The organism is Bacillus sp. ISL-18 (genome assembly GCF_018613415.1).
Lineage (GTDB): Bacteria > Bacillota > Bacilli > Bacillales > Cytobacillaceae > Neobacillus.
On the sequence record NZ_JAGGQG010000010.1, the window covers coordinates 841,722 to 867,006 of the forward strand.

Here is a 25,285-nt window from a genome sequence, read left to right on the forward strand (position 1 = left end):
TATCACGCCCGATAGATAATCATAGCGGTAAAGCAGTAAATCTGCGCTTCCTCTTCTTCCTCGGTCATTGCAGCCACATTATACTTGATATCAACTAGGCTTTGTTCCTCTATACCTTTTAAAAATCGATTCATCTCTTTTTCTAAATCTTTTTCATGCTCCCTGTCAAATAACTTTACTTGGATCATAAGTCTCCCTCCCTCTCCTTTTTCTATCAGTATTCTCACTTTTTCAGAATTTTAAAAATAGATAGTTTTAAAAGTTAAGGTTTTTTTAAGATTGGGCTTGTAAACTTGTTTCTGAGATCAAATGTTGAAAGGAGGATCTGAGTGGATAAAAAACAAAAGATTACTTGGGGAGTCAGCTTTGGAAGCTTGGCTTTAGCAGCGGGAATGGTCTCATATCTCGGTTTATCTAATGGCGGAAGTACGAACAGCCAAATGGCATTTACTCAACGGCAGCAGCCAGGTTCTAATACAAATCAAAATCAGCAGCAAGATCAACAACAAGGAGGATCAAACACACAACAAGATCAGCAAACAGGACAAGATTTTAATAGTTCCTGGAGCGGAGACAGTCAATTAGATCAAAGTCAGCAAACACAGGATGATAACAGTGGCCAAGGCTTCGATAATAGCGATCAACAACAGGATCAATTTTTTAATGGCGGCGGTCCAGGCTCCGGACATCACCATGGATTTGATACAACAACAGGTGGAACCTGATTTGCTGATGTGGAAACCTGCATGTGGTTGAAACCATAACAGACAGAAAAAAAACCGATTCCAAAACGGAATCGGTTATTCTGTGTATTCAGTTTCTCCCGTCCAGGCCAGCATTCCGCCAATCATATTCCGGACTTTATAACCTTGTTCTTGAAGATAATAGCAAACATTTCCACTGCGGTGGCTTGAACGGCAAATGAAAATATATTCCTTCTCTTTATCAAAATAGTCCAAGTTAGCGGGAATATCGCCCATACGAATATGTTTCGCTCCTGGAATCATCCCAAAAACAACTTCCTCATCTTCTCTAACATCTACAAGCTCTGGCTTTTCCCCTGCCTCGAGCTTCTTTTGCAACTCTTCTGGTGTAATCACGTTAATTTCTTCCATCCCAATCATCCCTTCAGAAAAACATCCTCCATTTTACAAGAGGATGTTCAGTTTTATTTCTGATTAATTCGCCACAATATTTACCAATTTACCTGGTACAGTAATTACTTTGCGAATGGTCTTTCCTTCAATTTGTTCCTTCACACGATCGTCATCCATGGCGATTCCTTCCAGAGCTTCTTTTGTAGCATCTGTCGGAACCTTTAATTTTGTTTTTACCTTGCCATTTACTTGAATCACAATCTCGATTTCATCATCGACTAATTTTGCTTCATCATATGCCGGCCATGCTTCATAGGAGATTGTACCGCTATGACCTAACTTTTCCCAAAGCTCTTCAGCAAGATGCGGACAAACAGGAGCAAGTAATTTTACAAACCCTTCGATATAAACCTTTGGAAGAACGGTTGCTTTATACGCCTCATTGATAAAGACCATCATTTGTGAAATAGCTGTATTAAATCTTAATCCTTCATAATCCTCCGTCACTTTTTTTACAGTCTGATGGTAGGTTTTTTCAAGGGTGGCTGTCTCTTCGTTTGACTGGATTTTCGGGCTTAATTCACCGTTTTCTTCCACTAACAGACGCCAAATTCGATCTAAGAAACGGCGGGATCCATCTAAGCCATTGGTCGACCAAGCAATCGATGCATCAAGAGGTCCCATAAACATTTCATATAAACGAAGGGTATCGGCACCATGGCTGTCAATAATGTCATCAGGGTTGACAACATTTCCTTTTGATTTACTCATCTTTTCATTGCCTTCACCTAGGATCATCCCTTGGTTGAAAAGCTTTTGGAATGGTTCTTTGGTTGGCACTACACCAATGTCATATAAAAACTTATGCCAAAAACGTGCATATAGCAAGTGAAGCACGGCATGTTCGGCACCGCCAATGTAAATATCAACCGGAAGCCAATGATTTAATTTTTCCTGTGAGGCTAATTCTTGATCATTTTTTGGATCAATATAACGTAAATAGTACCAGCAGCTTCCTGCCCATTGCGGCATGGTATTGGTTTCACGGCGGCCTTTTATACCTGTTACCGGATCGACGACATTGACCCAATCCTCAATATTCGCAAGCGGCGACTCGCCTGTTCCGGATGGTTTAATGTCGGTTGTTTTTGGTAAGGTTAATGGCAGCTGATCTTCAGGAACGGCTGTCATGGTGCCATCTTCCCAATGGATAATTGGGATTGGCTCACCCCAGTAACGCTGACGGCTGAATAACCAGTCCCGTAAACGATAGGTCACTTTTTTCGTTCCAATTCCCTTTTCCTCTAACCAGGCGATCATTTTAGAAATGGCCTCTTCTTTATCTAATCCATTTAAGAACTCAGAATTAATGTGTTCCCCATCACCTGTATAAGCTTCTTTTTCTACATCTCCGCCAGCTACAACCGGTTTAATTGGTAATTGAAACACTTTTGCAAATTCCCAGTCACGTTCATCATGAGCAGGTACGGCCATAATGGCACCTGTTCCATAGGTTACTAAAACATAATCCGCAATCCAGATTGGCATTTTTTCGCCATTTACAGGATTAATCGCATATGCTCCAGTAAAAACACCCGTTTTCTCTTTTGCTAAATCTGTCCGTTCTAAATCGCTCTTCATTTTAACCTTATCTAAGTAAGCATCGACAGCAGCACGCTGCTCTTTAGTGGTAATTTTTTCAACAAATGAATGCTCTGGAGCCAATACAGCATAGGTTGCACCGAATAATGTGTCTGGGCGGGTAGTGAATACTGTAAAGGTTTCATCATGCCTGTCAATTTGGAACGTTACTTCGGCCCCTTCAGAGCGGCCAATCCAGTTGCGCTGCATTTCCTTTAAGCTTTCAGGCCAGTCAAGCTCCTCAAGGTCCTCAAGTAAACGATCACCGTAAGCCGTAATTTTTAACATCCATTGCTTCATCGGACGGCGTTCAACCGGATGTCCGCCGCGTTCACTCTTGCCGTCAATAACCTCTTCATTTGCTAAAACAGTTCCAAGCGCCGGACACCAGTTCACCGCTACTTCATCAATATAGGCAAGCCCTTTTTCCCAAAGCTTTAAGAAGATCCACTGTGTCCATTTATAATATTCTGGGTCGGTCGTATTGACTTCACGGTCCCAATCATAGGAAAAACCAAGTGCTTTAATTTGTCTTCGGAAGGTGTTAATATTCTTTTCTGTAAATTCGGCAGGGTCGTTACCTGTGTCTAAAGCATATTGTTCTGCAGGCAATCCGAAAGCATCCCATCCCATAGGGTGCAGTACATTATAGCCCTGCATCCGCTTTAAACGGGAAAGAATATCTGTTGCTGTATAGCCTTCCGGATGACCTACATGAAGCCCTGCACCGGATGGATAGGGAAACATGTCTAATGCATAGAATTTCCGTTTATCATATTCTTCGCTCGTTTTGAACGTTTTTTTGTCTTCCCATTGTTTTTGCCACTTTTTCTCGATTTGTTGATGGTTAAAGCTCATTTTGATTTTCCTCCTACTGCAAAATAAAAAACCCCTCATCCCAAAAAGGGACGAGAGGATTGTATGTATCTTCCCGCGGTACCACCCACATTAGTGCCTAAACACTCGCTTCATTCAACCTTAACGCGGTAAACGGCAAACATTACTGTTCATTCATGCCTGCAACTCAAAGGCGAGTTCATGATGTACTCGGTTGACTTTCACCAGCCGTCAACTCTCTATTCTCTCGAGTAAGAATCATTACTACTCCTGATCACTGTTTTTTTAATATAAAGTATTACGGTTATTGTATTAAATTTTCTATCACTATGCAAGCAAACATTTGCCTAAATTCAGGATAGACAGGTGGCGGCCAGTTTAAACATTAAATATCTGGATTATATTCTACGGATAAATGAAAGAACAGTTGACTGAAGAAGTCAACTGTCCTAAATTTAAGCAACTCTTGAACCAAATTGAAAACGAGGGGAATTCCACATGGTGGTCCATTTCTTAATAGCTGTCGCCAAAATAATGATACCAAGTACTAACATGATGATCGAAAGAATCCCATTTAACACACTGTATCCAGCAGCTGCCGGATTTAAGTAAACGTTTTTGACCATCCAATAGCCTGCATAGTTAACCGTGACAAACAAATAAGCGAGAGGAATTAAACATGTTAACATGTACCAGCGTTTGTCAGCCACTTTTAGGATGACAGTGGCCCCAATAATGAGACCGATCGATGCCATCAACTGATTAGATACACCGAATAAGGCCCAAACAGAACCGATATCTCCAGAAAAGAGCAAATATCCCCATATAAAGCAAGCTAATGCACTTGCAAATATAGACCCAGGAATCCAATCTGTTTTTTTCAATGGTTTATAAAACTCACCAAAGAAATCTTGTATTAAATAACGGGCTACACGTGTTCCAGAATCAATCGCAGTTAAAATAAATACCGCTTCAAACATAATGACAAACTGGAAAAAGTAGGACGATAATTTAGCAAACCAAGGGATGGCCGTGAAAACATAGGTCATACCTACAGCTAATGTTACGGCCCCGCCCGTTCTTCCTTCCAAGTCCATTCCAATTTCCTGGGCAAGCTTTGGTAATTGGTCCACATGCATGCCTAATGTTTTGTAAACCTCTGGAGTGGAATTAATGGCAAAATAATCTGCAGGCTGAAGGGCTGTTGCTGCTATTAATGCCATAATCCCAACCACACACTCTACTAACATCGCCCCAAATCCAACTACTTTAATATCTGACCAGCGATCAAGCATTTTCGGAGTTGTACCTGAACCAACAAAGGCATGGAAGCCAGAAATGGCACCACAGGCAATCGTAATCGAAATAAACGGCCAGACTGGACCAGCAATGACAGGACCGCCGCCTTGTGTAAACTTCGTAAATGCAGGCATTTGAATGTTCGGATTAATAATAAATACTCCAATAATAAGGGCAATAAATACACCAATTTTCATAAAACTACTTAAATAATCTCGTGGAGCTAGCAATAGCCATACTGGCAGTGCCGCAGCAAAAAAAGCATAGATAGGCAGAATAATTGCCAATGTTTTTGTATCTAAAGTCAGCCATTCGCCCAAAACGGTATTCTGAATCATCGGTCCTACAAATACGCCTACCATGACAAGGATGAATCCAATTGTAGTCGTTATTTTTAAATTACCTGTTTTCTTATATAAGATGCCTACTCCCATTGCAATGGGAATAGTGATTCCTACTGAAAAAGTCCCCCATGGGTTGTTCTCAAGTGCGTGAAGTACGACCATTGAAAGCCCTGCCATGGTAATCGTAATGATGAATAGCATAGCAAGTCCTGTACAAAAACCTGCGACAGGGCCTAATTCATCCTTGGCTACTTCAGATAATGATTTTCCCTTCTTTCGCATAGAGGCGTAAAGGACAACTGCGTCATGGACAGCACCACCGATTACCGCACCAATTAACAGCCAAAGTAAACTTGGCAAATAACCAAATTGTGCAGCCAAGATTGGCCCTACAAGCGGACCAGCTGCTGCAATCGCAGCAAAATGGTGGCCAAATGTCACCCATTTATTAGTTGGGACATAGTCCTTCCCATCATTAAATTCGTGAGCTGGTGTTGGCTTTGAATCGTCTAACTTTAAAACATTTGCAGCCATGAAAGTTCCGTATAAACGGTAAGCAATCATTAATATACAAATGGAACCAATTACAACCGAAACCGCATTCATTTTCTTTTTTCCTCCCCCTAAATCAATAACTTATATTAATCTTATTAAATGAAAACGGTAACATACTTTTTTCAAGATATTTTGCTGAAATCTAGGGTTGAAAAACAATAATTCTGAAATGAAATACAAAAAACAGCTGTTAAAAACCAAGCAGCTGTTTCAGTTCCTTTGTATAGGTTCTGCTAACGGGAACCTTTTCGCCGGATTTCATAATTAAATTGTAGGTTGAATTAAACCATGGTTCGATCTCGAGAATGGCATCAATATTGACTAGATATGCACGATGAACACGCATAATAGAAGGAAATTGCAGTTTTCGTTCAAAGGTTACTAATGGTTCATTGACCCATAACTTTTGTTTTTCCGTAGCTACGACTGTTTTACCATCCTGCGTGCCAATATAGACAATGTCATTGATATGGAGTAACACGATTTTTTCATCAATCGAAACCGCTAATTTTTCTGACCGATCATTTTGACTAGAATGCCACCTAGATGAAAGCGGGATTTTTTGCTCTTTATTTCCAGCCAGCTTAAACAGCTTATCAATGGTGAGCTGGATCCTTTTTTCATCAATTGGTTTTAAGAGGTAATCAACTACATTAAGTTCAAAAGCTTTAAGAGCATATTCATCAAATGCTGTTGCAAAAACAATCAATGGCGGATGGTCTAACTGATTTAATCTACTGGCAATTTCGATTCCACTTTCATCGGCAAGCTGGATATCCAAAAAAATCACATCAATATCCATGTTTTTTAAATTTTCAAACGCAGTTTCAAGGCAATCAGCTTCTCCAGCTACTTCCACCTGCTTACTTCGTTTTAGCAAATAGGAAAGTTCATCTCTCGCAAGCGGTTCATCATCAACGATAAAGGCTTTTAACACTCTCTTCCCCCCATCTTTGCCGGGCTAATGGCAATTTAATTACAACCCTTGTCCCCTTTTCTAGGATACTATCAATCTGTAATGATGCTTCAGGCCCATAAATCTCTTCAATTCTTTTTTTAATATTCCATAAGGCAGTACCTGTACCATCTGCCGAATCAACTGTTTGAATTCCAAGTACAGCAAGTTTCTCCGGTGAAATCCCTTTTCCATCATCCTCCGTGATGAGGACCATTCTCCCCTCTTCCTGGTAGGCACGGACTCGAACTGTTCCCGTTTTGTTTTTTGAAAAGGCATAATGAATCGCATTTTCCACCAGTGGCTGCAATGTAAAGGGGGGTATTAATACCTCTCTAAAAGGTGGAGCTATTTCAAAAGTCACCTTATACCTGTCAGGGAATCTTGCTTGTTCAATGGACAAATAAGCCTCCACATGATCGAGTTCTTTTTCAAGCGGTATCAGCATTTGACGAGCGCCTTGAAGATTACTGCGAAAGAAGACACTTAACTGAATTAGCAGTTTTCTAGCTTGGTCGGTATCTTTTCGGATTAAACTTGAAATGGTATTAATTGCATTAAACAAAAAATGAGGATGGACCTGTGCCTGAAGTGCCTTAATTTCAGCATCTTTTAATAAGCGTCTTTGCCGCTCTAGCTCTGCCATTTCGAGCTGGCCGGAAAATAATCTCCCTAAGCCTTCAGCCAGCTCCTGTTCTACACTATCGAGTTGGCTAGAATTAGTAAAATAAAGCTTCAAGGTTCCGACAGTCTTATCATAAACCTTAAGCGGTAACACTATGGCAGCCTCTAATGGACAATTCGGGTTAAAACATTGAATTTCCATGGCTGTTTTTGCAATAATGATTCTGCCTTGTTCTAGCACCTTTTTTGTTAATTCAGTGGCCATTGTCCCAGATGGCAGATGATGGTCGGCACCAGCCCCAGCATGTGCGACAACTTGCTGTTGATTTGTGATGGAGATGGCATCTGCACCGGTCCATTTCAATATAATTTCAGCTGCCTTTGCGCACGAGTCCATATTTAGGCCCTGCCGAAAAAATGGCAGTGTTTGATTTGCAATATATAAAGCCTTATGTGTTTGTAATGCCCTTGTTCGTTCCTGTTCTTGAAAAATATCCTGGATAATAAGTAAAAATAAAAGTGTCCCAAAACCATTAATCGCAATCATAGGAAAGGCAATTAGTTTTACAAGATTTAAGGCTTCATCAAAGGGCTTTGCTAATAGGAGAATAATTCCCATTTGAAAACATTCCATCAAAATTCCCATTATAACTGCTTTCGTTGTAGAGCCGCTTTCCTGTATTTTAAAACGTTTACTTAAAAATCCTGTCACGATTCCTGCAAAAATGGTGGAAACCGCACATGCCACCGCGGTGAAACCATCGAGCGATAAGCGGTGCAATCCAGCAATCAACCCTACCCCTATTCCAATCATGGGTCCGCCAAGCAAACCGCCAATCACCACGCCCATTATTCTTGTGTTGGCAATGGCACCATTCTGATCAACATCTGTCAGCCAATCTTGTGACGTAACGACTCCATGACCTATTTCTACACCTGTATAATTGCTGATAATCCCAAAGGCACCAAAGATCGCTATGATTGTTACTTTCGCTGCCATCCCCCGCTCGTTATGGATCACCTGTCGAAACGATCTCATCCTTGATAAAATAAATGCAACAATGATTAAAATACCAACCCGCTCAAGCATAAGAGGTATTAAAGCTAGCATCCCATCCCCACTTTCTTCCTTTCTAAAAAAACTACTCTATCAATTTACTATATCAAAAAATAAACAAGGAAATAATTTAAAAGACTAAAAATAAAAGAAACCCACAATCATCTTGACTGTGGGTCATAAACTTATATTGTCTTAGCAGTAATTTTCTCTTTTGGTCTCAAACCGCGGTCATAAACGATGGTAGTGCCGATTGCGAGTATAAACAACAAGATTAATACTGTAAATAAAGTGAACATATTATAGTGGTCGACCAGTATACCGCCAAGCACTGGACCAATCATCCTTCCGCCTGTGGCCGTACTGTTCACGATACCTTGATAATAACCTTCACGCCCTTTTGGAGCCAACGCAAAAGCAACAGTTGGAACTGCCGGCCAAATGAACATCTCACCGATTGTTAAAATCACCATAGCCGCTAAAAAGCCTGAAAAAGCGCTGGCCTGCCCTGCTACAATAAAGGAAATAATAAAGATACCAATACCGATCAGGATTTGCTTCTTTAACGATGAAGCAAGATATTTGAGAATCCCGTTTAAGAGCGGCTGCCCTAGCACGATAATCGCTCCGTTAATCGTCCATAATAAACTATATTGGGTTAGTGTGATATTCACTTCCTGTGTATAAGAAGCAATCGTTGTAGTCCATTGACTGTAGGAAACCCAGCAGAGCAAATAGCCTGCACATAGGATCATTAATGCCTTAAGGTTCATTCTGCTAACGGCCGTTACATTTTCTTCCCTGTTTTCTTGATGTGCAGCATCTGTAGAAATACCTTTATATCCAAAGACCGCAATCACTAAAAAGATGACATACATAACTGTATTTGCAAGAAAAATAAGTTGAAAGGAATAATCAGCGACAATCCCGCCAAGTGATGCCCCGATTGCAACACCAACATTTTGGGCAACATACAGAGCATTGAAAGATTTCCGTCCTCCCTCTTTCCAAACGGAACCAGCCATCGCATACATAGAAGGAAAAATAATTCCTGTTCCAAAGCCCACAATCGTTAAGAAAACAACGTATTCAGGCCAGTTATGCCAGATAGATAACCCCACTAGGGCTGCTAAGGAGATCAGAATCCCCAGAATAATAGATTTAAAGCCCCCTATTTTATCAAATAAATGACCACCATATAGGTTCCCGATTACATTTGCTCCAGAATTAAGCATTAGAACGATCCCCGCAACAGATAAAGATTTACCTAAGTGATCGTGAATATAGATGGTATTTAAAGGCCATAAAAAAGAAGAGCCAATTACATTCACTGCCATTCCAATAATTAATAGCCATAAGGCACGTGGCATGAAAAACGCTCCTTTACGATAAACATTTCATTTCCAAAGATACATTGTATTCCATTCCCAAGCTGGGTGCAATCCTTTTCGTTCTCCTCTTTTTTTAATTAAATATTCTGCTAAATCGGATGCTTTTCGAAGTTCATTTTAGGGTGATTTATACCCGTGGGGATGAGAATCTAGGCTTCGACAGATAAGTGATAAGTGACAGGTATAACAGATAAGACCTGTAGGCTCGGGTTTTGCTTCCCACAGCTTCGACGGATAAGAGACGCTCATAACCCCCGTAGCCGTTTACTTCCCCTTGCTTCGACCGATAAGAGACGCTCATAACCCCCGTAGCCGTTTGCTTCCCCTTGCTTCGACCGAGACGCTCATAACCCCCGTAGCCGTTTGCTTCCCTTTGCTTCGACCGATAAGAGACGCTCATAACCCCCGTAGCCGTTTGCTTCCCTTTGCTTCGACCGATAAGAGACGCTCATAACCCCGAAAGCTAACAGACTCAAATCTTACGACAGATAAACACAAAAAGATCTCTCCACAAAGTGAGAGACCCTTTTCATTTCTTATGATGATTGTTCTGGTTCTTGATGCATTTTGGATTTAACCGGTTGTCCGCCGGTATCCTCGTATTTCTTTTTTGCCTCTTTTATTAAGTCACGATCCTGGCTGAGCTCAAGGTCTTGATTATTGATACCATTTCGGGTTTTTTGTTCGGGATTTTTCATCTTGGAACGTTTCTTCAAGAATTTCTCCTCCTCTTAACGTGTCTCAATAATCATGGAATTCTGAAGCTGCTGAATTTGAAGTCTCATTCGATGGAGCTGTTCCCGCTGCTGCGAGTTAGCACTATGGGCCATCGTACAAATATCCTGATAGGTTTGCTCGAGCTGTTGCAGCGCTGTCGTATAATCATCGTTATTATAATGCTCTTGAAGGCTGCTGTGCTTGTATTGCTCTTCAGCATAACGTAGTGTGTCCTCAACTTGTTGCATTAGATTATCCATTGAGTCGCGAGTAGCCATCTAAGAACCCCCCTAATTGTTTGAAGCGCACGCTTCATTTCTTATTTTGTTCTCCATTCCCTATCCTATAACTCATGACAGGTGGATAATTATTACCAACCTTTGCTTGCAGCAATGGCAATTGGATATAGGCTTACTTCATGATAAAATGAAGGGTATGCAATCTTTAACTTACAAAGGAGGTTTCTGAGTGCTTCAGACAAAACCTTTTCTATATGCAACCGACGATAAACGATATCACACTTGGAATTACCACCTTAGAAATCATTTCGGCCATAAGGTGTTTAAAGTAGCCCTTGACGGTGGCTTTGACTGTCCGAACCGCGACGGTACGGTCGCTCATGGCGGCTGTACATTTTGCAGCGCAGCCGGTTCTGGGGATTTTGCTGGTAACCGGGTCGAGCCATTAGAAACACAATTTAATCAAATCAAACAAAAAATGCATACTAAGTGGAAAGACGGCAAGTATATGGCTTATTTTCAGGCCTTTACTAATACCCACGCTCCCGTTGAAGTACTTAGGGAAAAATATGAAACCGTGCTTGACCAAGAGGGGGTTGTTGGAATATCCATTGCAACCCGCCCAGATTGCTTGCCGGATGACGTGGTTGACTATTTAGCCGAATTAAATCAGCGTACGTATTTATGGGTAGAGCTTGGCCTCCAGACTGTTCATGAAAGAACGGCTATGCTGATTAATCGTGCCCATGATTTCCAATCTTACATTGATGGTGTCAATAAACTTCGGAAACATGGGATTCGGATTTGCTCCCACATCATTAACGGACTCCCGCTTGAATCCTATGACATGATGATGGAAACAGCTCGTGAGGTAGCCAAATTAGATGTGCAAGGGATTAAGATTCATTTACTGCATTTATTAAAAGGCACCCCAATGGTTAAACAATATGAAAAGGGAATGCTTGAATTTCTCACCAAAGAGGATTATATATCTTTAGTATGTGACCAATTAGAAATTTTACCGCCGGAAATGATTGTTCATCGAATTACAGGAGACGGTCCGATTGACTTAATGGTTGGACCCATGTGGAGTGTTAATAAATGGGAAGTATTGAATTCCATTGATGCAGAATTAAAGAGAAGAAACAGCTGGCAAGGTAAGTTTTTCCAAGGGGATGTGGTAAATTGATATGAAAATGGAGCGCATTCTCCCCTTTGCCAAAAGTTTACTTAAAAAGGCTGTAAAGCCCGGAGATATGGTAGTGGATGCCACTTTGGGGAATGGACATGATACGGTATTTTTGGCAGAATTGGTTGGAGAAGATGGACAAGTTTTTGGGTTTGACGTCCAGCAAGAAGCTATTAACGCTACGAAGGAACGCTTAATCGAGCATAACCTGATCAACAGGGTCACCATTTTTCATGAAGGCCATGAACAAATTTTTGCAAAAATCCCTAAGGATGTTCAGGGAAAAATAACCGGGGCCATATTTAATCTTGGTTATTTGCCTGGTGGCGACAAAAACATTGTAACCCATGCAGAAACAACGATTTCGGCAATCGAACAACTATTGTCAATAATGGCTCCCGAGGGGACCATCGTCCTTGTGATTTACCATGGTCATGAACAAGGTGCAGTTGAACGCGACCAGCTATTGAACTATTGTCAAGGACTGGATCAAAAAACAGCCCATGTTCTTCAATATCAGTTTATTAACCAACAAAATAACCCGCCATTTATAATTGCACTTGAAAAAAGATAAACCAGGCACTAGGCCTGGTTTTATTTTGTTATCGACCGTGTTACAAACGCAGGTACCGTTTTTTGCAGGGACCGGTAAGCTAGTCCATTGTAGTAAAAGAAATAACTAATCCATCCCCCTGATTTGATAATCCCTCGTGCCAATTTACGGACATTTTCCTGTTTGCGAACCTTGGCATCTGATAAATAAATCCCCAACAAACCTCGATTAATGAGTTGATGAAATCTTTTGTGGGGCAGGAATTCCGTATGGCGGTCCGCTTCGATTACGAAATGCTTTAAGCGTTTAAAAAGAATCTCTTCACTATTATAATAAGCGCAGAAATTTAGGTCTCCGCCAATCAAGTCTTCCTCTTGATCAATAAAGTAATCTAAAAGTATATGTAAGCCCTGAATATAAGGAAAGTACCCCTTGCGGATATTTACCGCATCTTCTACTTTAAAATCTTCCCGCATCGCATATGAGACTAAACAAAAGATCCCTAAGGTTGAACCAGAGCAGGCCGAGAACTCATACCATTCCATTTCAGGAAGATTGTCTTGGTAACGATTGAACCATTTTTTTAAACGAGGTACCCGCTCTTCCTTGACCACATGTTTGTGAATCTGCAAATCACAATAATATTGGCATAGTTCTAGAAGATACTCTTTGATTAAATCATAGTTGTCTAACTCCCTTAAAACCGTACGGCATGTTTCAGATAAATCATGTAAATATCCATTGTCATCCTGGTCATCTCGGAGCCGATAATAATTTTTCTCTTCTGCCTGCAGTACAAGGGCATCTGACATTGACTCATGGAGGGCTGCAAAATCGGCAGGATCCAGCGAGGTACTCCGATCACATAGGTTATCTAAGTAATCGCTGATCGTTTGATAAGCCACAATAAACTTTACTGCTTTTTGATAGTCTTCCTTGGCACTAAGAGCAAGTATGCCCCCGCCTTCACAATGGAAGGTTTTTTGGTCAATACTTGCAAGAGCCTGATTTCTTAATTCTTGGTTAGGAATATTTTCAGCCCGGCTTTTCCAATAAGCCAATTCTTGATGGACAGCAGGAATAATTTTGCGATAGACCCTAGACATAAGGGTGATTGGCATCATGGAAAAAACATCTACCTTTCTTAGACAATATAACCAATTGCTTTTAATTGGCTAAAAACAAAATCTTTCGCGTATTCAAATACCTCTTCCCGCTCCGGTTCATTAAAAATTTCATGGTAGCACTTCGGCCACTCCTTAAACCTTTTCTCCGATAACGGTACGTGGTTAAACCACTCCTTTACGGTGGCTTTATTAACAATTTTATCATCCCCGCCCTGCATGACGAGCATAGGGAGATCTTGTGTATCTGCCAAATTCTCGAATGCTTCCTTGATCGCCCCAACAAGTTCACGATACCAGCGAATCGAAACTTTTGTCACGTAAAGAGTATCATTCGAATCCGCTTCGCGGACATCTTCGTTTCTTGTGGCCATCTGCACCGACAGCCCGGAATTCATCCGAAGCGATGGATAAACTACATTTATGAGATGAGAGAGAGCATTTAAAAATTTAGATGGCGCTTGAACCAGTCCCAGACATGGAGAAGAAAGAATCACGCCTGCCACATTCAGTTGTTCTTCTTGCAACAAACGAATCGAAATCAATCCGCCCATACTGTGGCCTAATAGAAACACGGGAAGGTTATATCGATAGGCCGCTTGCACCCAGTCCTTTACCTCCGTAATATATTCATCAAAGGAATCGATATGGCCGCGGCGGGACCTTGTTGTCATCCCTTGCCCCGGAAGGTCGCCCATAATGATATGAAAGCCGGCTAAACGCCACATTTCAATCAGCCAGCCGTATCTGCCATGGTGCTCCATTGCACCATGCACCATTACAATTACTGCTTTTGCCTCCCCTTCAGCTTCCCATTTCCACATTTTTCGTCCCCCTAGAAAAAGATATGCTTTTTGTCCAAAACCTTGCAAGTTTAGACTTATTTGTTATACCAGATTTATTTTTTGAAAACCACTTACTATATTCGCTAAAATATACTTATCAATTACAAAGGAGCGAGCCCAATTGATCTACCCCTTTAAAGATAAATACCCGTTAATTGCTAAAACTGCCTTTATTGCCGATTATGTTACCATCACGGGTGATGTAGAAATAGGCGAACAGTCCAGTGTCTGGTTTAATTCCGTGATTCGAGGCGATGTTGCCCCAACGAGAATAGGTAATAAGGTTAATATTCAAGATAATTCTATCTTACACCAAAGCCCTAATAACCCGCTAATTTTAGAGGATGAAGTGACGATCGGTCATCAAGTCATTCTTCATAGCTGCATTGTAAGAAAAAGAGCTTTAGTTGGCATGGGATCCATTATTCTTGATCAAGCAGAGATAGGAGAAGGTGCCTTCATTGGCGCTGGAAGTCTTGTACCGCAAGGAAAAAAAATCCCCCCTAATACCTTAGCATTTGGCAGACCCGCAAAAGTTATTAGAGAATTAACGCCGGAAGACAAAAAAGATATGGAACGTATTTATACAGAATATGCCGAGAAAGGCCAATATTATAAGTCTTTGCAATCTTAAAGATTAACAAAAGCACCCACATTTTTGCGGGTGCTTTTCTTTTAATGCTTTACTGATTGTAACTCTTTTTGAAGGGCATAATCACGTTGAAAAGAATAGACATTTTCCACATATACTTGATGCCATACCATAAACATAAGCACGGTCCAGATCTTCCGGCTGTTGTCCGCTTTGCCCTGACAGTGATCTTCGAGTAAACCCAACACATATGATTTATTGATTAGATGGTCCATGTTGCTTTCCCGGATAATCTTTTTGGCCCATTCATTCATTTCGTTTTTCAACCAATGACGAATAGGAACAGGGAATCCTAATTTTTTACGACTTAGAACATGTTCAGGCACTACACCTTCAGCTGCTTTACGTAAAATATATTTGGTTGTACCATTAGCCGTCTTTAAGCTGGTTGGAATTTTCGAAGCTACCGCAAACACTTCTTTATCTAGGAATGGTACGCGAAGCTCAAGCGAATGAGCCATTGTTACTCGATCTGCCTTTAGCAGGATATCGCCGCGCATCCAGGTATGGATATCAATATACTGCATTCTGTCGACTGAGTCATACCCTTTGGACTCTTGATAAAGAGGCTTAGTGACATCGAGATAGTTTAAACCTTCACGGTAAACATTTAATACATCACGTTTTTCCACTTCGGTAAACATCTTCGCATTTCCAATGTAGCGTTCTTCCATTGGTGTAACGCCGCGCTCAATAAAGCTTTTGCCTTTCATTCCTTCAGGCATCATCCCGGCAATACCTTTTAATAAAACTTTCCCGACTCTTGGGATTTTATTAAAGACATCTAGTGACTGTGGCTCCCGATAGATATTGTACCCGCCAAATAATTCATCGGCACCTTCACCCGAAAGAACAACCGTTACATGTTTACGAGCTTCCCTTGCGACAAAATAAAGAGGAACACAGGCTGGGTCGGCAAGCGGATCATCCATATGCCACATGATTTTTGGAATTTCATTCATATACTCTTCAGGTGTAATAATGTAACTGATATTTTCCACACCGAGCTTCTCAGCTGTTTCTTTAGCCACATCAATTTCACTGAAACCATTGTGTTCAAAGCCAACAGAGAAAGTCTTAATAGCGGGATGAAATTCTTTTGCAATTGAAGCAATAATCGATGAATCAATTCCGCCTGAAAGGAACGAACCTACAGGAACGTCACTGCGCATATGCTTTTCGACTGAATCAAATAATACATCGCGAATTTCCTTAATAAAATCAGCTTCTGATTTCTGAACAGGCTGAAAATGAGCCTTCCAATACTTTTTCATTTCCATTGGAGCGCCAATTTTTTTGGTGAAATAATGTCCTGGCTCTAATTTTTTAATTCCTTCAGATAACGTATCAGGTTCAGGAACGAATTGATAGGTTAAGTAATGCTGCAACGCATCATAGTTGAGGACATCATTCTCTAAAGCCAGCAAAATGCTTTTTTTCTCAGATGCAAAAAAGGTTCTTTCGCCATCTTCCATATAAAAGAAAGGTTTAATTCCGAATGGATCACGCGCACCATAAAGGGTTTGTTCCTGCTTATCCCAGATGACGAATGCGAACATTCCGCGCAGTTTTTCAACCGCTTTTTCTTTTAAGTGGCTATAAAGGGCAATGATTACTTCTGTATCCGAACTTGTGGCAAAAGACAGTCCTTCTGTCAATAACTCTTCACGAAGTTCAACATAGTTATAAATTTCACCATTAAAAATAATCCAATAACGCTCGTTTTCATATGTTAGCGGCTGATGGCCACTTTCGATATCAATAATACTCAAACGGCGGAAGCCAAACTGGATATGGTCATCGTAATAAAAACCATCATCATCCGGCCCGCGATGGGTTATTAAATCGTTCATATTTTTAAATAGCTGTTTTTGTTCTTCACTATAGTTTTGTGTTTTGTCGTGTACACAACCGATAAAACCACACATTATGTACCTCACCTACTCCAATTTCATATTAAACGTCTTCTAAAAAACATCTCTCTAATACTACCACTTTTTTTTCAAAATGACACTGTGAACTTATAGGTAAATATCATAACATCATTTTTCACTTCTTTAGACCTACCTAAACATGTTATTCCAATAATATACATTAACCATACATTAGACGAAAAGTAAAAAAGGGAGTTACATATATCATGCAACACCCTTCTTATTTATAGATTTGCCTGCTGGCGTAACGCTTCTGCTTTGTCTGTGCGCTCCCACGGAAGATCAACATCCGTACGTCCAAAGTGGCCGTAAGCTGCTGTTTTCTTGTAGATTGGGCGGCGAAGGTCAAGCATTTTAATGATACCAGCTGGACGAAGATCAAAGTTTTGTTCCACCAAGTCCACTAATTGCTCTTCATTGATTTGGCCTGTACCAAATGTATCAATTGAGATGGAAACCGGTCTTGCGACGCCAATTGCATAGGCAAGCTGAACCTCAACCTTATCTGCTAGTCCTGCCGCCACAATATTTTTGGCCACATAGCGCGCAGCATAGGCAGCTGAACGGTCAACCTTTGTAGGATCCTTACCGGAGAATGCCCCGCCGCCATGACGAGCATAGCCGCCATAGGTATCAACGATGATTTTACGGCCTGTTAACCCTGCATCGCCCTGCGGCCCGCCAATCACGAAACGGCCTGTTGGGTTAATAAAATACTTTGTGTTTTCATCAATGAGTTCCTTAGGAACAACAGGATTAATGACGTATTCTTTCACGTTTCGCTGAATTTGTTCTAATGTAATTTCTGGGTGGTGCTGTGTAGAAATGACAATCGTATCAATTCGAACTGGTTTATCATTCTCATCATATTCCACCGTGACTTGTGTTTTTCCATCAGGACGCAGGTATGGAAGAATATCCTCTTTCCGTACCTCCGTTAATCGGCGTGCAAGTTTATGTGCAAGTGAAATCGGAAGCGGCATAAGCTCTTTGGTCTCATTACAAGCAAAACCAAACATTAACCCTTGGTCTCCTGCACCGATCGCTTCAATTTGTTCATCTGACATTTGACCTTCACGAGCTTCAAGGGCTTGGTCAACACCCATCGCAATATCAGGAGATTGTTCATCAATAGAAGTTAAGACCGCACAAGTTTCCGAGTCAAAACCATATTTTGCACGATTATAACCGATACCTTTAATCGTTTCACGGACGATCTTTGGAATATCTACATAGGTTGATGTGGTGATTTCTCCTGCTACTAAAACTAATCCTGTCGTTACCGAAGTTTCAGCGGCAACACGAGCATTAGCATCCTTAGCTAGTATTGCATCTAAAATGGAATCAGAAATTTGGTCACAAATCTTGTCAGGATGACCTTCAGTTACTGATTCAGAAGTAAACAAACGACGTTTTGTTGACATCTGAATTCCTCCTTATTATGGAATAAAGTGAGGTTAGCTGTTTGGGTTTTATGTATACCTGCCGTTTAACCTCGATTGATACGGAACTCATTCCCTTAGTAGTATGAAATAAACATGGGATTATTATTATAGAAATGTAAAAGTGCCTTGGTGCTTGTACTCATACAATATTCTATTTTAAGTATACTCCCCTTGAAGTTTATACGATGGAATAAAAAGTACAATTATGTAACATAGCACGTAAATACAACAAAAAACCTTTCCATCATTATGAGGAAAGGTTAATAGCAAAAGTTTTGCGTGCCTTTCACTCTTATCGTTCAAGGTCAAGCCTTGCTTCAGGTTAAGCACCTTTGCCCGAAATACCGAACCCTTGGAGTTCGCTTTATTCGTTTGCAGGTTGCTGGGTTTCATAGGGCCTGTCCCTCCACCAGCTCGGGATAAGAGAGTATCCGTTCAAGGGTAAATCATAACCTACTACTTCAATCAATGTCAATTAATTTATATCAAGTTTTTCCTAAAAGAGTAAATTGTAACTTTTGCAAATGGATTTTTGCGTTTAATTAAAACACCTAATCCAAGCCATTTGTCCCTCATTCAAATAAAATTCTTAAATATTCACATAATTTCACTCATTAGTATAGACTATTAAAATAAATGTGTTATACTATTGAACAAATAATCCTAGTAAAGGAAGGTTTCAGTAAATGAATTCTGTTCATATTCCAACTGAATTAAATCAATTGTTACATGAAGGTAATGTCCAGGTACAGCTATCCGTCCCGCAATTAGTTGAAAAGGTTTTAGGAAGAAAGGAAGGTACTCTAACCTCTTCCGGAGCTGTCAGTGTTTCCACCGGCAAATATACCGGAAGATCACCACAGGACAAATACATTGTGATGGAAGAGTCTACCAAGAACAAAATAGCGTGGGGCTCAACAAATCAGCCTATTTCTGAGGCAGCTTTTACGAATCTTTACCATAAAATACTTGATTACTTAAAACTTCAAAATGAGATTTTTGTGTTCAAAGGGTTTGCCGGAGCGGACAAAAAATCCCGGCTGCCGATTCAAGTCATTAATGAATACGCCTGGCATAATCTATTTGTACAGCAATTATTTATTCGCCCGACAGAAGAAGAGTTGCTGACACACGATGCAGGGTTCACAGTCATTTCTGCTCCGAATTTCAAAGCGGACCCAGTGATCGATGGAACAAATTCTGAAACCTTTATTATCATCTCTTTTGAACGAAGAATTGTACTAATCGGCGGCACGGAATATGCTGGGGAAATGAAAAAGTCCATTTTTTCAGTCATGAACTATTTACTGCCTGAAAATAATATTTTCTCGATGCATTGTTCAGCTAACGTTGGCAATGAAGGAGATGTGGCTCTATTCTTTGGATTATCTGGAACAGGCAAGACTACTCTTTCAGCGGATCCAAATCGCCGCTTAATTGGGGATGATGAACATGGCTGGTCTTCTAATGGAGTTTTTAATATTGAAGGCGGCTGTTATGCAAAGTGCATTAATCTTTCTCGTGAAAAAGAACCGCAAATATTTGATGCGATTCGGTTTGGGACGGTTTTGGAAAACGTGGTCCTCAATAAGGAGTCAAGAATTCCAGATTATGATGATAACACCCTGACAGAAAACACGAGGGCAGCCTATCCAATGGAGGCAATTGACAATATCATTCAGCCAAGTATTGCTGGTCATCCTAATACGATTGTCTTTTTAACGGCCGATGCCTTTGGCGTATTGCCGCCAATCGCAAAATTAACGAAGGAACAAGCCATGTATCACTTTTTGAGTGGTTATACATCTAAGCTTGCAGGGACTGAACGCGGAGTTACATCTCCGGAAGCGACATTCTCGACATGCTTTGGAGCACCATTCCTTCCACTTCCAGCGACACGCTATGCGGAAATGCTTGGCGAAAAAATTCTAGAGCATAACGTAAATGTCTTTTTAGTGAATACCGGCTGGACAGGTGGAGAATATGGTATTGGGAATAGAATGAAGCTATCCTACACCAGGGCAATGGTTCAAGCAGCTCTAGAGGGAGAACTTAACCATGTGGAAACCGTAAAAGATAACATATTTGGGCTAAATATACCAGTACATGTTGCAGCGGTTCCGGATGAGGTGCTTCAGCCGAATAAAACGTGGGCAGACCCACAGGCCTATCAGAAAAAAGCAAAGGAACTAGCCGCTAAATTCAGGGAAAACTTCAAAAAGTTTAGCCATGTTCAGACAGAAATTGAGGAAAAAGGTGGACCATTACAATAGTCTTATCATAACAAGGAAGCCCATATCTACTCCGATATGGGCTTTCCTGCACTTATATTTAACAAGGTTAATTTGTAGAATTTAAGGATACTAATTGATAGGTTACGGTTGTGGTATTTCTTTGCCATTCCACTTTTTTTATTAGCCCCGTTCCACTTGAATCACAGTCGATTGTTTTTCTGACTTCAATTGGAATTTCAATAGGGTAAAGTCTGTATCCTTCTTTCACTAATTCAAAAAGGTTCTCCTCGATCCTATGCTCCCTGCCCTTCGTTACAATCATTGTATTCATTTCAAGAGGCATACCCATACATATCCGCTCCTCCGTTTATATTACCTTTATTTTAACATCTTTTAGCTTGATTTTTCATCCACTTTGATAAATCATGGACTACTTTTCTGTTTACTGCCGGAGGAAAGTAGTGAGTAAACTCATCAAAGTACCAGCAGTCTACTTGTTTATCTAGTGATCTCAGCCTTCTCTCCAGCCGGTGAGCGTGCTCAACTGACACATTTTGATCCTGAACACCATGAATAATCAGGATTGGGGCTTCTATATTTTCAAGCTCATAAAGCGCTGTTCTTTCTTTATACCGTTCCGGATACTTTTCAGGTGTACCTCCAATAACTCTTTTCATCATTCTCCGTAAATCTTTTCGTTCCTTATACGTAAGGGTCATATCACTTACACCTCCCCAGGTAACGATAGAAGCTGCTTCTGGAAAGAGAATACCTGTCCATAATGCCATAACACCCCCGCGGGAAAAGCCAAAGATATGGATATCCTGAACCCTTGGAAGTGATTTCAATACCTGAAAGGCAGCATAGGCATCCTCTCTGTCTTCTCCTGCAAAATCCTCATTTCCTTCTCCCCCTTGATTGCCGCGGTAAAAAGGGGCAAAAACGATAAACCCTTCAGAGGCAAACTGAGCGATCCGGGCGGGTCTGACTTTTCCAACATTTTTAATCCCTCCCCTTAAATAAAGAAAACCGTCCAGGTTTCCTTCTTGTAAAGGAACAGCAAGCATCCCCTTCACTTTTAATCCATTTGAGAGATACGTAATCACTTTTAATTCTACATTTGGATTAGGAGAAGGAAAACGAATCATTTCGATGATCCTTCCATTATTTTTGTCCATTTGTCGTCCATCCTTATATATTTGGTTGTGTTAAAAGTTATAGTTGAATTTTATCACGTTGATTTCCGCGGCAAGCGAAGCCGCCTGGAGCGGAAATCAACAACCAAGATTAACACACCCACATTTTTAAAATTTATTGTCACTGGGCATTCACACATTTTTTCGCCCTACATACGATATCTTAGGCAATTAGCCCAGATTTATGAAAAGGGTATTAAAGGAGGTTCAATATGAAAAAGAGGATGAAATTAAGTTTCTCCTTACTTCTCATTAGTGTACTTATGATTTCATTGGCGGCTTGTAACAGTGATTCAGTGACCAAAACAAAGAAATTAGAAAAGGTTCGGATTGCCGAAGTGACTCGGTCCATTTTCTATGCCCCGCAATATGTTGCACTTGCCAAAGGGTTCTTCAAGGAAGAGGGATTAGATGTTACCCTTACAACTACTCCTGGGGGCGATAAGACCATGACCACCTTGCTTTCTGGAGGGGCGGACATTGCACTTGTCGGTTCAGAAACATCCATTTATGTTTACGCCCAGGGCTCCAATGATCCGGTGATCAATTTCGCCCAGCTTACGCAAACGGATGGTACATTCCTTGTAGCAAGAAATAAAATAGACAACTTTTCATGGGATATGTTAAAAGGGAAAACATTCCTTGGTCAGCGTAAAGGCGGTATGCCGCAAATGGTGGGAGAATTCGTTTTAAAAAAACATGGAATCGATCCCCACAAAGACCTAAACCTCATTCAGAATGTTGATTATGCGAATATTGCAAATGCCTTTGCTTCTGGAACAGGCGAATATGTACAGCTATTTGAACCAACAGCAAGTATCTTTGAAAAACAAGGAAAAGGCTATATTGTTGCTTCCTTCGGTAAGGAATCCGGTCATGTCCCTTATACCACTTTTATGGCCAAACAAAGCTATTTAGAAGAAAATAGTGACACAGTGGATAAATTCACCAGAGCAATCTATAAGGCACAGCAGTGGGTGCAAACTCATAGCGCCGAGGAAATCGCCAAAACGGTTACTGCCTATTTTCCGGATACCGATTTAGATATCATGACAACGGTCGTAGAGCGTTATAAAAGCCAAGGATCTTTTGCTACAGATCCGATATTGGATGAAGAAGAGTGGAACAATCTTCAAACTATTATGAAGGAAGCTGGAGAGCTTCCAAAAGAAGTAGATCATAAAACACTTGTTAACACGGAGTTCGCTGAAAAAGTCATTAAAAAATAAAAGGAAAGGGTGGCCGTCTTTATGAGCTTTTTACAAATTCAGCAGATTCATCATACTTATTTAACAAAAGCCTCTGCCACCACGGCCCTCTCCAATGTTTCACTAACGGTTGAGGAGGGAGAGTTTGTCTCCTTCCTCGGCCCTAGTGGCTGTGGTAAGACTACTTTGCTCTCGATCATTTCCAGCTTACTAAAACCAACCCAAGGGACTGTCCTGTTAGAAAACAAGCCGGTTTCTACCTCAAAAAATAAGATTGGCTACATGCTCCAGCAGGATTATTTGTTTCCTTGGAAAACAATTGAGGAAAATATCCTATTAGGCCTTAAATTATCTAAAAGGCTAAATGAACATACCAAATCGTCTGCCCTAAACCTATTAAACCAGATTGGTTTAATCGGTGTCGAGAAACAGCTTCCAAAGCAGCTTTCAGGCGGGATGAGGCAGCGGGCTGCCCTTGTTCGAACGCTTGCGACCGAGCCGAAACTACTGATGCTTGACGAGCCATTTTCTGCGCTTGATTATCAAACCAAGCTTAAGCTTGAAGATTTAGTTTCCCGAACCTTGGATGAGTTCGGAAAAACAGCTATCCTTGTAACGCACGATATTGGAGAAGCCATTGCGATGAGCGACCGAATCTTTTTATTCTCAGCAAAGCCTGGGAAAATTCACAAAACCTTTGAAATGCCGGAAGATCTAAAGCGGCTGTCTCCCTTTGAAGCAAGAAATCACGAAGCATTTCAAGGAATTTTCCAATCGATATGGAAGGAGTTGGAGTCGCTTGAGCCAAGAAAAGTATAATATAGAGCTCCTCCATAAAAATTATCTTCGATCCTTAACTATTGAAAAAAGATGGGTTCGTTTTTATCAACTGATTATTTTCCTACTCATATTTTTGAGTTGGGAATTTTTAAGCCGGATGCAGTGGATTGATCCGCTCCTCTTCAGCTCTCCATCTAAAATATGGACTCTTTGTGTTGAGAAAATTCAAGATGGCTCATTAATGACGAATTTAGGTGCCACTTTAATGGAAACGATCATTGGCTTTCTTGTCAGCACCCTGCTCGGTGTTATCATAGCAGCCGTACTCTGGTGGTCTCCCATCATTTCCAAAATACTTGACCCTTATCTCGTCATTTTTAATGCGATGCCCAAAGTTGCCTTAGGACCGGTCATCATTGTTGCCCTTAGTCCTGGATACACCTCCATTATCGCAAATGGAGTCATCATTTCGGTGATCATTACGGCGCTTGTTGTGTACTCATCCTTTAAAGAAGTCGATCACAACTATATAAAGGTCCTTCAAACCTTTGGTGCTACTCGCGTTCAATGTTTTAAAGAAGTGATCCTGCCAGCTAGCTTCCCTGCGATTATTTCAACCTTAAAGGTTAATGTTGGGCTGTCATGGGTTGGGGTAATTGTGGGAGAATTTCTTGTCTCCACGAAAGGACTTGGATATTTAATTATTTATGGATTCCAAGTATTTAATTTTACACTTGTCTTCTTATCTCTATTGATTATCGCCGTATTTGCCACCATTATGTATCAGCTCGTCGATCTATTAGAAAAACAATTAATTAAAGAATAGCAGGGGCAAACACCTACTGCTATTTCCTTCTCTTTTTAAGCTGCTGGATATAGTTGATACATTCCCCAATTACTTGATCTTTCATGATAAAGCTGTACTCATCTGCAAAGCGAAGCTCCAATATATTCCCCTCAACCGCAACGGGTCCATTTGTTTCATAATAGGCATTGGTTTGCTCTACTCTATCCACCATTCCCCAAAAAACAGCTTTCACGAAAGCTCCTTCTGTGTCATTCACTTTGTATTCAGCGATCGATTGAAGGTCACCGAGAATTGCCCCAGTTTCTTCAAAGGTCTCTCTTCTAGCCGCCTCTTCAAGGGTTTCTCCATTTTCCACTTTTCCGCCAGGAAACTCCAAGCCGCGCATTTTATGATTGGTTAAAAACCAGGAATTTTCAAATTGACAAATCACCAAAACATGCTTAGGCTTCATATTAAAGACATTATGACCAAATCGAAGTTCAACCGTATTTCCGTTGCAATCGAAAAACTTTTTCATTCTATATCCGCCCCATATATTCTTTAATGATATAATTATATAGA

At 40.7% G+C, this 25,285-nt stretch carries 24 protein-coding genes, 1 riboswitch and 1 other annotated feature; of the genes, 8 read left to right on the forward strand and 16 right to left on the reverse strand.

The features are described from left to right. Positions 1-2: 2 nt before the first annotated feature. Positions 3-188 carry a sporulation protein Cse60 gene (locus tag J7E81_RS17370; protein ID WP_215044216.1) on the reverse strand — a complete coding sequence of 62 codons (186 nt, stop codon included), beginning with the start codon at positions 186-188 and terminating at the stop codon, positions 3-5. Positions 189-329: 141 nt separating this feature from the next. Here J7E81_RS17370 and J7E81_RS17375 point away from each other — a divergent pair, with 141 nt between their 5' ends. Beyond that, on the forward strand, positions 330-725 hold the full coding sequence (locus J7E81_RS17375; protein ID WP_215044218.1) for a hypothetical protein: 396 nt from the start codon (positions 330-332) through the stop codon (positions 723-725). Between the two features lie 75 nt (positions 726-800). On the opposite strand, the gene J7E81_RS17380 is transcribed toward J7E81_RS17375, so the two are convergent. From J7E81_RS17380 to J7E81_RS17415, 8 genes are all read right to left on the reverse strand, one after another. Continuing rightward, positions 801-1,115 (reverse strand): rhodanese-like domain-containing protein, encoded by a 315-nt coding sequence (locus J7E81_RS17380; protein WP_215044220.1) that lies wholly within the window; start codon positions 1,113-1,115, stop codon positions 801-803. A gap of 63 nt (positions 1,116-1,178) precedes the next feature. Continuing rightward, a complete protein-coding gene (leuS, locus tag J7E81_RS17385) occupies positions 1,179-3,596 on the reverse strand; it encodes a leucine--tRNA ligase (RefSeq protein WP_215044222.1) in 2,418 nt (805 codons plus the stop codon). 43 nt (positions 3,597-3,639) lie between these two features. Beyond that, positions 3,640-3,862 (reverse strand) — a binding site (T-box leader). A gap of 168 nt (positions 3,863-4,030) precedes the next feature. After that, complete coding sequence (gene cstA, locus J7E81_RS17390) at positions 4,031-5,824, reverse strand: carbon starvation protein CstA (protein ID WP_215044224.1); 1,794 nt, start codon at positions 5,822-5,824, stop codon at positions 4,031-4,033. 139 nt (positions 5,825-5,963) lie between these two features. After that, positions 5,964-6,710: a LytR/AlgR family response regulator transcription factor gene (locus J7E81_RS17395; RefSeq protein ID WP_215044226.1), complete on the reverse strand. Its 747-nt coding sequence runs from the start codon at positions 6,708-6,710 to the stop codon at positions 5,964-5,966. Continuing rightward, the gene (locus J7E81_RS17400; RefSeq protein ID WP_215044228.1) at positions 6,688-8,463 is read right to left on the reverse strand and encodes a sensor histidine kinase; all 1,776 of its coding nucleotides are present in this window, start codon (positions 8,461-8,463) and stop codon (positions 6,688-6,690) included. Before J7E81_RS17400 ends, J7E81_RS17395 begins: the two co-directional genes overlap by 23 nt. A gap of 131 nt (positions 8,464-8,594) precedes the next feature. Next, positions 8,595-9,779 (reverse strand): MDR family MFS transporter, encoded by a 1,185-nt coding sequence (locus tag J7E81_RS17405; RefSeq protein ID WP_215044229.1) that lies wholly within the window; start codon positions 9,777-9,779, stop codon positions 8,595-8,597. A gap of 557 nt (positions 9,780-10,336) precedes the next feature. Beyond that, positions 10,337-10,516, reverse strand: coding sequence for a glycogen biosynthesis protein GlgD (locus J7E81_RS17410; RefSeq protein WP_215044231.1), 180 nt, complete (start codon positions 10,514-10,516; stop codon positions 10,337-10,339). Between the two features lie 15 nt (positions 10,517-10,531). Continuing rightward, the gene (locus tag J7E81_RS17415) at positions 10,532-10,795 is read right to left on the reverse strand and encodes a YtzC family protein (RefSeq protein WP_215044233.1); all 264 of its coding nucleotides are present in this window, start codon (positions 10,793-10,795) and stop codon (positions 10,532-10,534) included. A gap of 190 nt (positions 10,796-10,985) precedes the next feature. On the opposite strand from J7E81_RS17415, the gene mnmL reads away from it, so the two are divergent. After that, on the forward strand, positions 10,986-11,945 hold the full coding sequence (gene mnmL, locus J7E81_RS17420; protein WP_215044235.1) for a tRNA modification radical SAM protein MnmL/YtqA: 960 nt from the start codon (positions 10,986-10,988) through the stop codon (positions 11,943-11,945). A 1-nt stretch (position 11,946) separates the two neighbouring features. Beyond that, positions 11,947-12,519 carry a tRNA 5-(aminomethyl)-2-thiouridylate-methyltransferase MnmM gene (gene mnmM / locus J7E81_RS17425; protein WP_215044237.1) on the forward strand — a complete coding sequence of 191 codons (573 nt, stop codon included), beginning with the start codon at positions 11,947-11,949 and terminating at the stop codon, positions 12,517-12,519. A 20-nt stretch (positions 12,520-12,539) separates the two neighbouring features. Here the strand turns inward: mnmM and J7E81_RS17430 are convergent, their stop codons facing one another. Next, positions 12,540-13,622 (reverse strand): tetraprenyl-beta-curcumene synthase family protein, encoded by a 1,083-nt coding sequence (locus tag J7E81_RS17430; protein ID WP_215044239.1) that lies wholly within the window; start codon positions 13,620-13,622, stop codon positions 12,540-12,542. A gap of 20 nt (positions 13,623-13,642) precedes the next feature. After that, complete coding sequence (locus J7E81_RS17435; protein ID WP_215044241.1) at positions 13,643-14,446, reverse strand: alpha/beta hydrolase; 804 nt, start codon at positions 14,444-14,446, stop codon at positions 13,643-13,645. 142 nt (positions 14,447-14,588) lie between these two features. Between J7E81_RS17435 and J7E81_RS17440 the strand changes: the two genes are divergently transcribed. Next, the gene (locus tag J7E81_RS17440) at positions 14,589-15,101 is read left to right on the forward strand and encodes a gamma carbonic anhydrase (RefSeq protein WP_215044243.1); all 513 of its coding nucleotides are present in this window, start codon (positions 14,589-14,591) and stop codon (positions 15,099-15,101) included. A gap of 41 nt (positions 15,102-15,142) precedes the next feature. On the opposite strand, the gene asnB is transcribed toward J7E81_RS17440, so the two are convergent. Further along, complete coding sequence (gene asnB, locus J7E81_RS17445; protein ID WP_215044244.1) at positions 15,143-17,047, reverse strand: asparagine synthase (glutamine-hydrolyzing); 1,905 nt, start codon at positions 17,045-17,047, stop codon at positions 15,143-15,145. Between the two features lie 230 nt (positions 17,048-17,277). Then, on the reverse strand, positions 17,278-18,477 hold the full coding sequence (gene metK / locus J7E81_RS17450; RefSeq protein WP_215044246.1) for a methionine adenosyltransferase: 1,200 nt from the start codon (positions 18,475-18,477) through the stop codon (positions 17,278-17,280). Positions 18,478-18,787: 310 nt separating this feature from the next. Continuing rightward, positions 18,788-18,924: riboswitch (SAM riboswitch) on the reverse strand. Between the two features lie 260 nt (positions 18,925-19,184). Here metK and pckA point away from each other — a divergent pair. Further along, positions 19,185-20,771: a phosphoenolpyruvate carboxykinase (ATP) gene (gene pckA, locus J7E81_RS17455; protein ID WP_215044248.1), complete on the forward strand. Its 1,587-nt coding sequence runs from the start codon at positions 19,185-19,187 to the stop codon at positions 20,769-20,771. A gap of 67 nt (positions 20,772-20,838) precedes the next feature. Here the strand turns inward: pckA and J7E81_RS17460 are convergent, their stop codons facing one another. After that, a complete protein-coding gene (locus tag J7E81_RS17460; protein ID WP_215044250.1) occupies positions 20,839-21,081 on the reverse strand; it encodes a DUF2584 domain-containing protein in 243 nt (80 codons plus the stop codon). Positions 21,082-21,115: 34 nt separating this feature from the next. Next, a complete protein-coding gene (locus tag J7E81_RS17465) occupies positions 21,116-21,910 on the reverse strand; it encodes an alpha/beta hydrolase family protein (RefSeq protein WP_215044252.1) in 795 nt (264 codons plus the stop codon). Positions 21,911-22,140: 230 nt separating this feature from the next. Between J7E81_RS17465 and J7E81_RS17470 the strand changes: the two genes are divergently transcribed. From J7E81_RS17470 to J7E81_RS17480, 3 genes are read left to right on the forward strand one after another with little or no spacing between them, the layout of a single operon-like run. Beyond that, complete coding sequence (locus J7E81_RS17470) at positions 22,141-23,157, forward strand: ABC transporter substrate-binding protein (protein ID WP_215044254.1); 1,017 nt, start codon at positions 22,141-22,143, stop codon at positions 23,155-23,157. A 21-nt stretch (positions 23,158-23,178) separates the two neighbouring features. Continuing rightward, positions 23,179-23,955 carry an ABC transporter ATP-binding protein gene (locus J7E81_RS17475; RefSeq protein WP_215044256.1) on the forward strand — a complete coding sequence of 259 codons (777 nt, stop codon included), beginning with the start codon at positions 23,179-23,181 and terminating at the stop codon, positions 23,953-23,955. Next, a complete protein-coding gene (locus J7E81_RS17480; RefSeq protein ID WP_215044258.1) occupies positions 23,936-24,742 on the forward strand; it encodes an ABC transporter permease in 807 nt (268 codons plus the stop codon). The genes J7E81_RS17475 and J7E81_RS17480 overlap by 20 nt, the downstream gene beginning before the upstream one ends. A gap of 19 nt (positions 24,743-24,761) precedes the next feature. Here J7E81_RS17480 and ytkD read toward each other — a convergent pair whose 3' ends face one another. Further along, a complete protein-coding gene (gene ytkD / locus J7E81_RS17485; protein WP_215044260.1) occupies positions 24,762-25,241 on the reverse strand; it encodes an RNA deprotection pyrophosphohydrolase in 480 nt (159 codons plus the stop codon). Between the last annotated feature and the right edge of the window lie 44 nt (positions 25,242-25,285).

Bases quoted from the DNA above. Each gene is read 5' to 3' on its own strand.
- metK (WP_215044246.1), bottom strand. From the start codon at position 18,477: ATGTCAACAAAACGTCGTTTGTTTACTTCTGAATCAGTAACTGAAGGT.
- leuS (WP_215044222.1), bottom strand. From the start codon at position 3,596: ATGAGCTTTAACCATCAACAAATCGAGAAAAAGTGGCAAAAACAATGG.
- cstA (WP_215044224.1), bottom strand. From the start codon at position 5,824: ATGAATGCGGTTTCGGTTGTAATTGGTTCCATTTGTATATTAATGATT.
- J7E81_RS17415 (WP_215044233.1), bottom strand. From the start codon at position 10,795: ATGGCTACTCGCGACTCAATGGATAATCTAATGCAACAAGTTGAGGAC.
- ytkD (WP_215044260.1), bottom strand. From the start codon at position 25,241: ATGAAAAAGTTTTTCGATTGCAACGGAAATACGGTTGAACTTCGATTT.
- J7E81_RS17380 (WP_215044220.1), bottom strand. From the start codon at position 1,115: ATGGAAGAAATTAACGTGATTACACCAGAAGAGTTGCAAAAGAAGCTC.
- J7E81_RS17475 (WP_215044256.1), top strand. From the start codon at position 23,179: ATGAGCTTTTTACAAATTCAGCAGATTCATCATACTTATTTAACAAAA.
- J7E81_RS17370 (WP_215044216.1), bottom strand. From the start codon at position 188: ATGATCCAAGTAAAGTTATTTGACAGGGAGCATGAAAAAGATTTAGAA.
- mnmM (WP_215044237.1), top strand. From the start codon at position 11,947: ATGAAAATGGAGCGCATTCTCCCCTTTGCCAAAAGTTTACTTAAAAAG.
- J7E81_RS17470 (WP_215044254.1), top strand. From the start codon at position 22,141: ATGAAAAAGAGGATGAAATTAAGTTTCTCCTTACTTCTCATTAGTGTA.
- J7E81_RS17405 (WP_215044229.1), bottom strand. From the start codon at position 9,779: ATGCCACGTGCCTTATGGCTATTAATTATTGGAATGGCAGTGAATGTA.
- J7E81_RS17435 (WP_215044241.1), bottom strand. From the start codon at position 14,446: ATGTGGAAATGGGAAGCTGAAGGGGAGGCAAAAGCAGTAATTGTAATG.
- J7E81_RS17430 (WP_215044239.1), bottom strand. From the start codon at position 13,622: ATGATGCCAATCACCCTTATGTCTAGGGTCTATCGCAAAATTATTCCT.
- J7E81_RS17460 (WP_215044250.1), bottom strand. From the start codon at position 21,081: ATGGGTATGCCTCTTGAAATGAATACAATGATTGTAACGAAGGGCAGG.
- asnB (WP_215044244.1), bottom strand. From the start codon at position 17,047: ATGTGTGGTTTTATCGGTTGTGTACACGACAAAACACAAAACTATAGT.
- J7E81_RS17465 (WP_215044252.1), bottom strand. From the start codon at position 21,910: ATGGACAAAAATAATGGAAGGATCATCGAAATGATTCGTTTTCCTTCT.
- pckA (WP_215044248.1), top strand. From the start codon at position 19,185: ATGAATTCTGTTCATATTCCAACTGAATTAAATCAATTGTTACATGAA.
- J7E81_RS17400 (WP_215044228.1), bottom strand. From the start codon at position 8,463: ATGCTAGCTTTAATACCTCTTATGCTTGAGCGGGTTGGTATTTTAATC.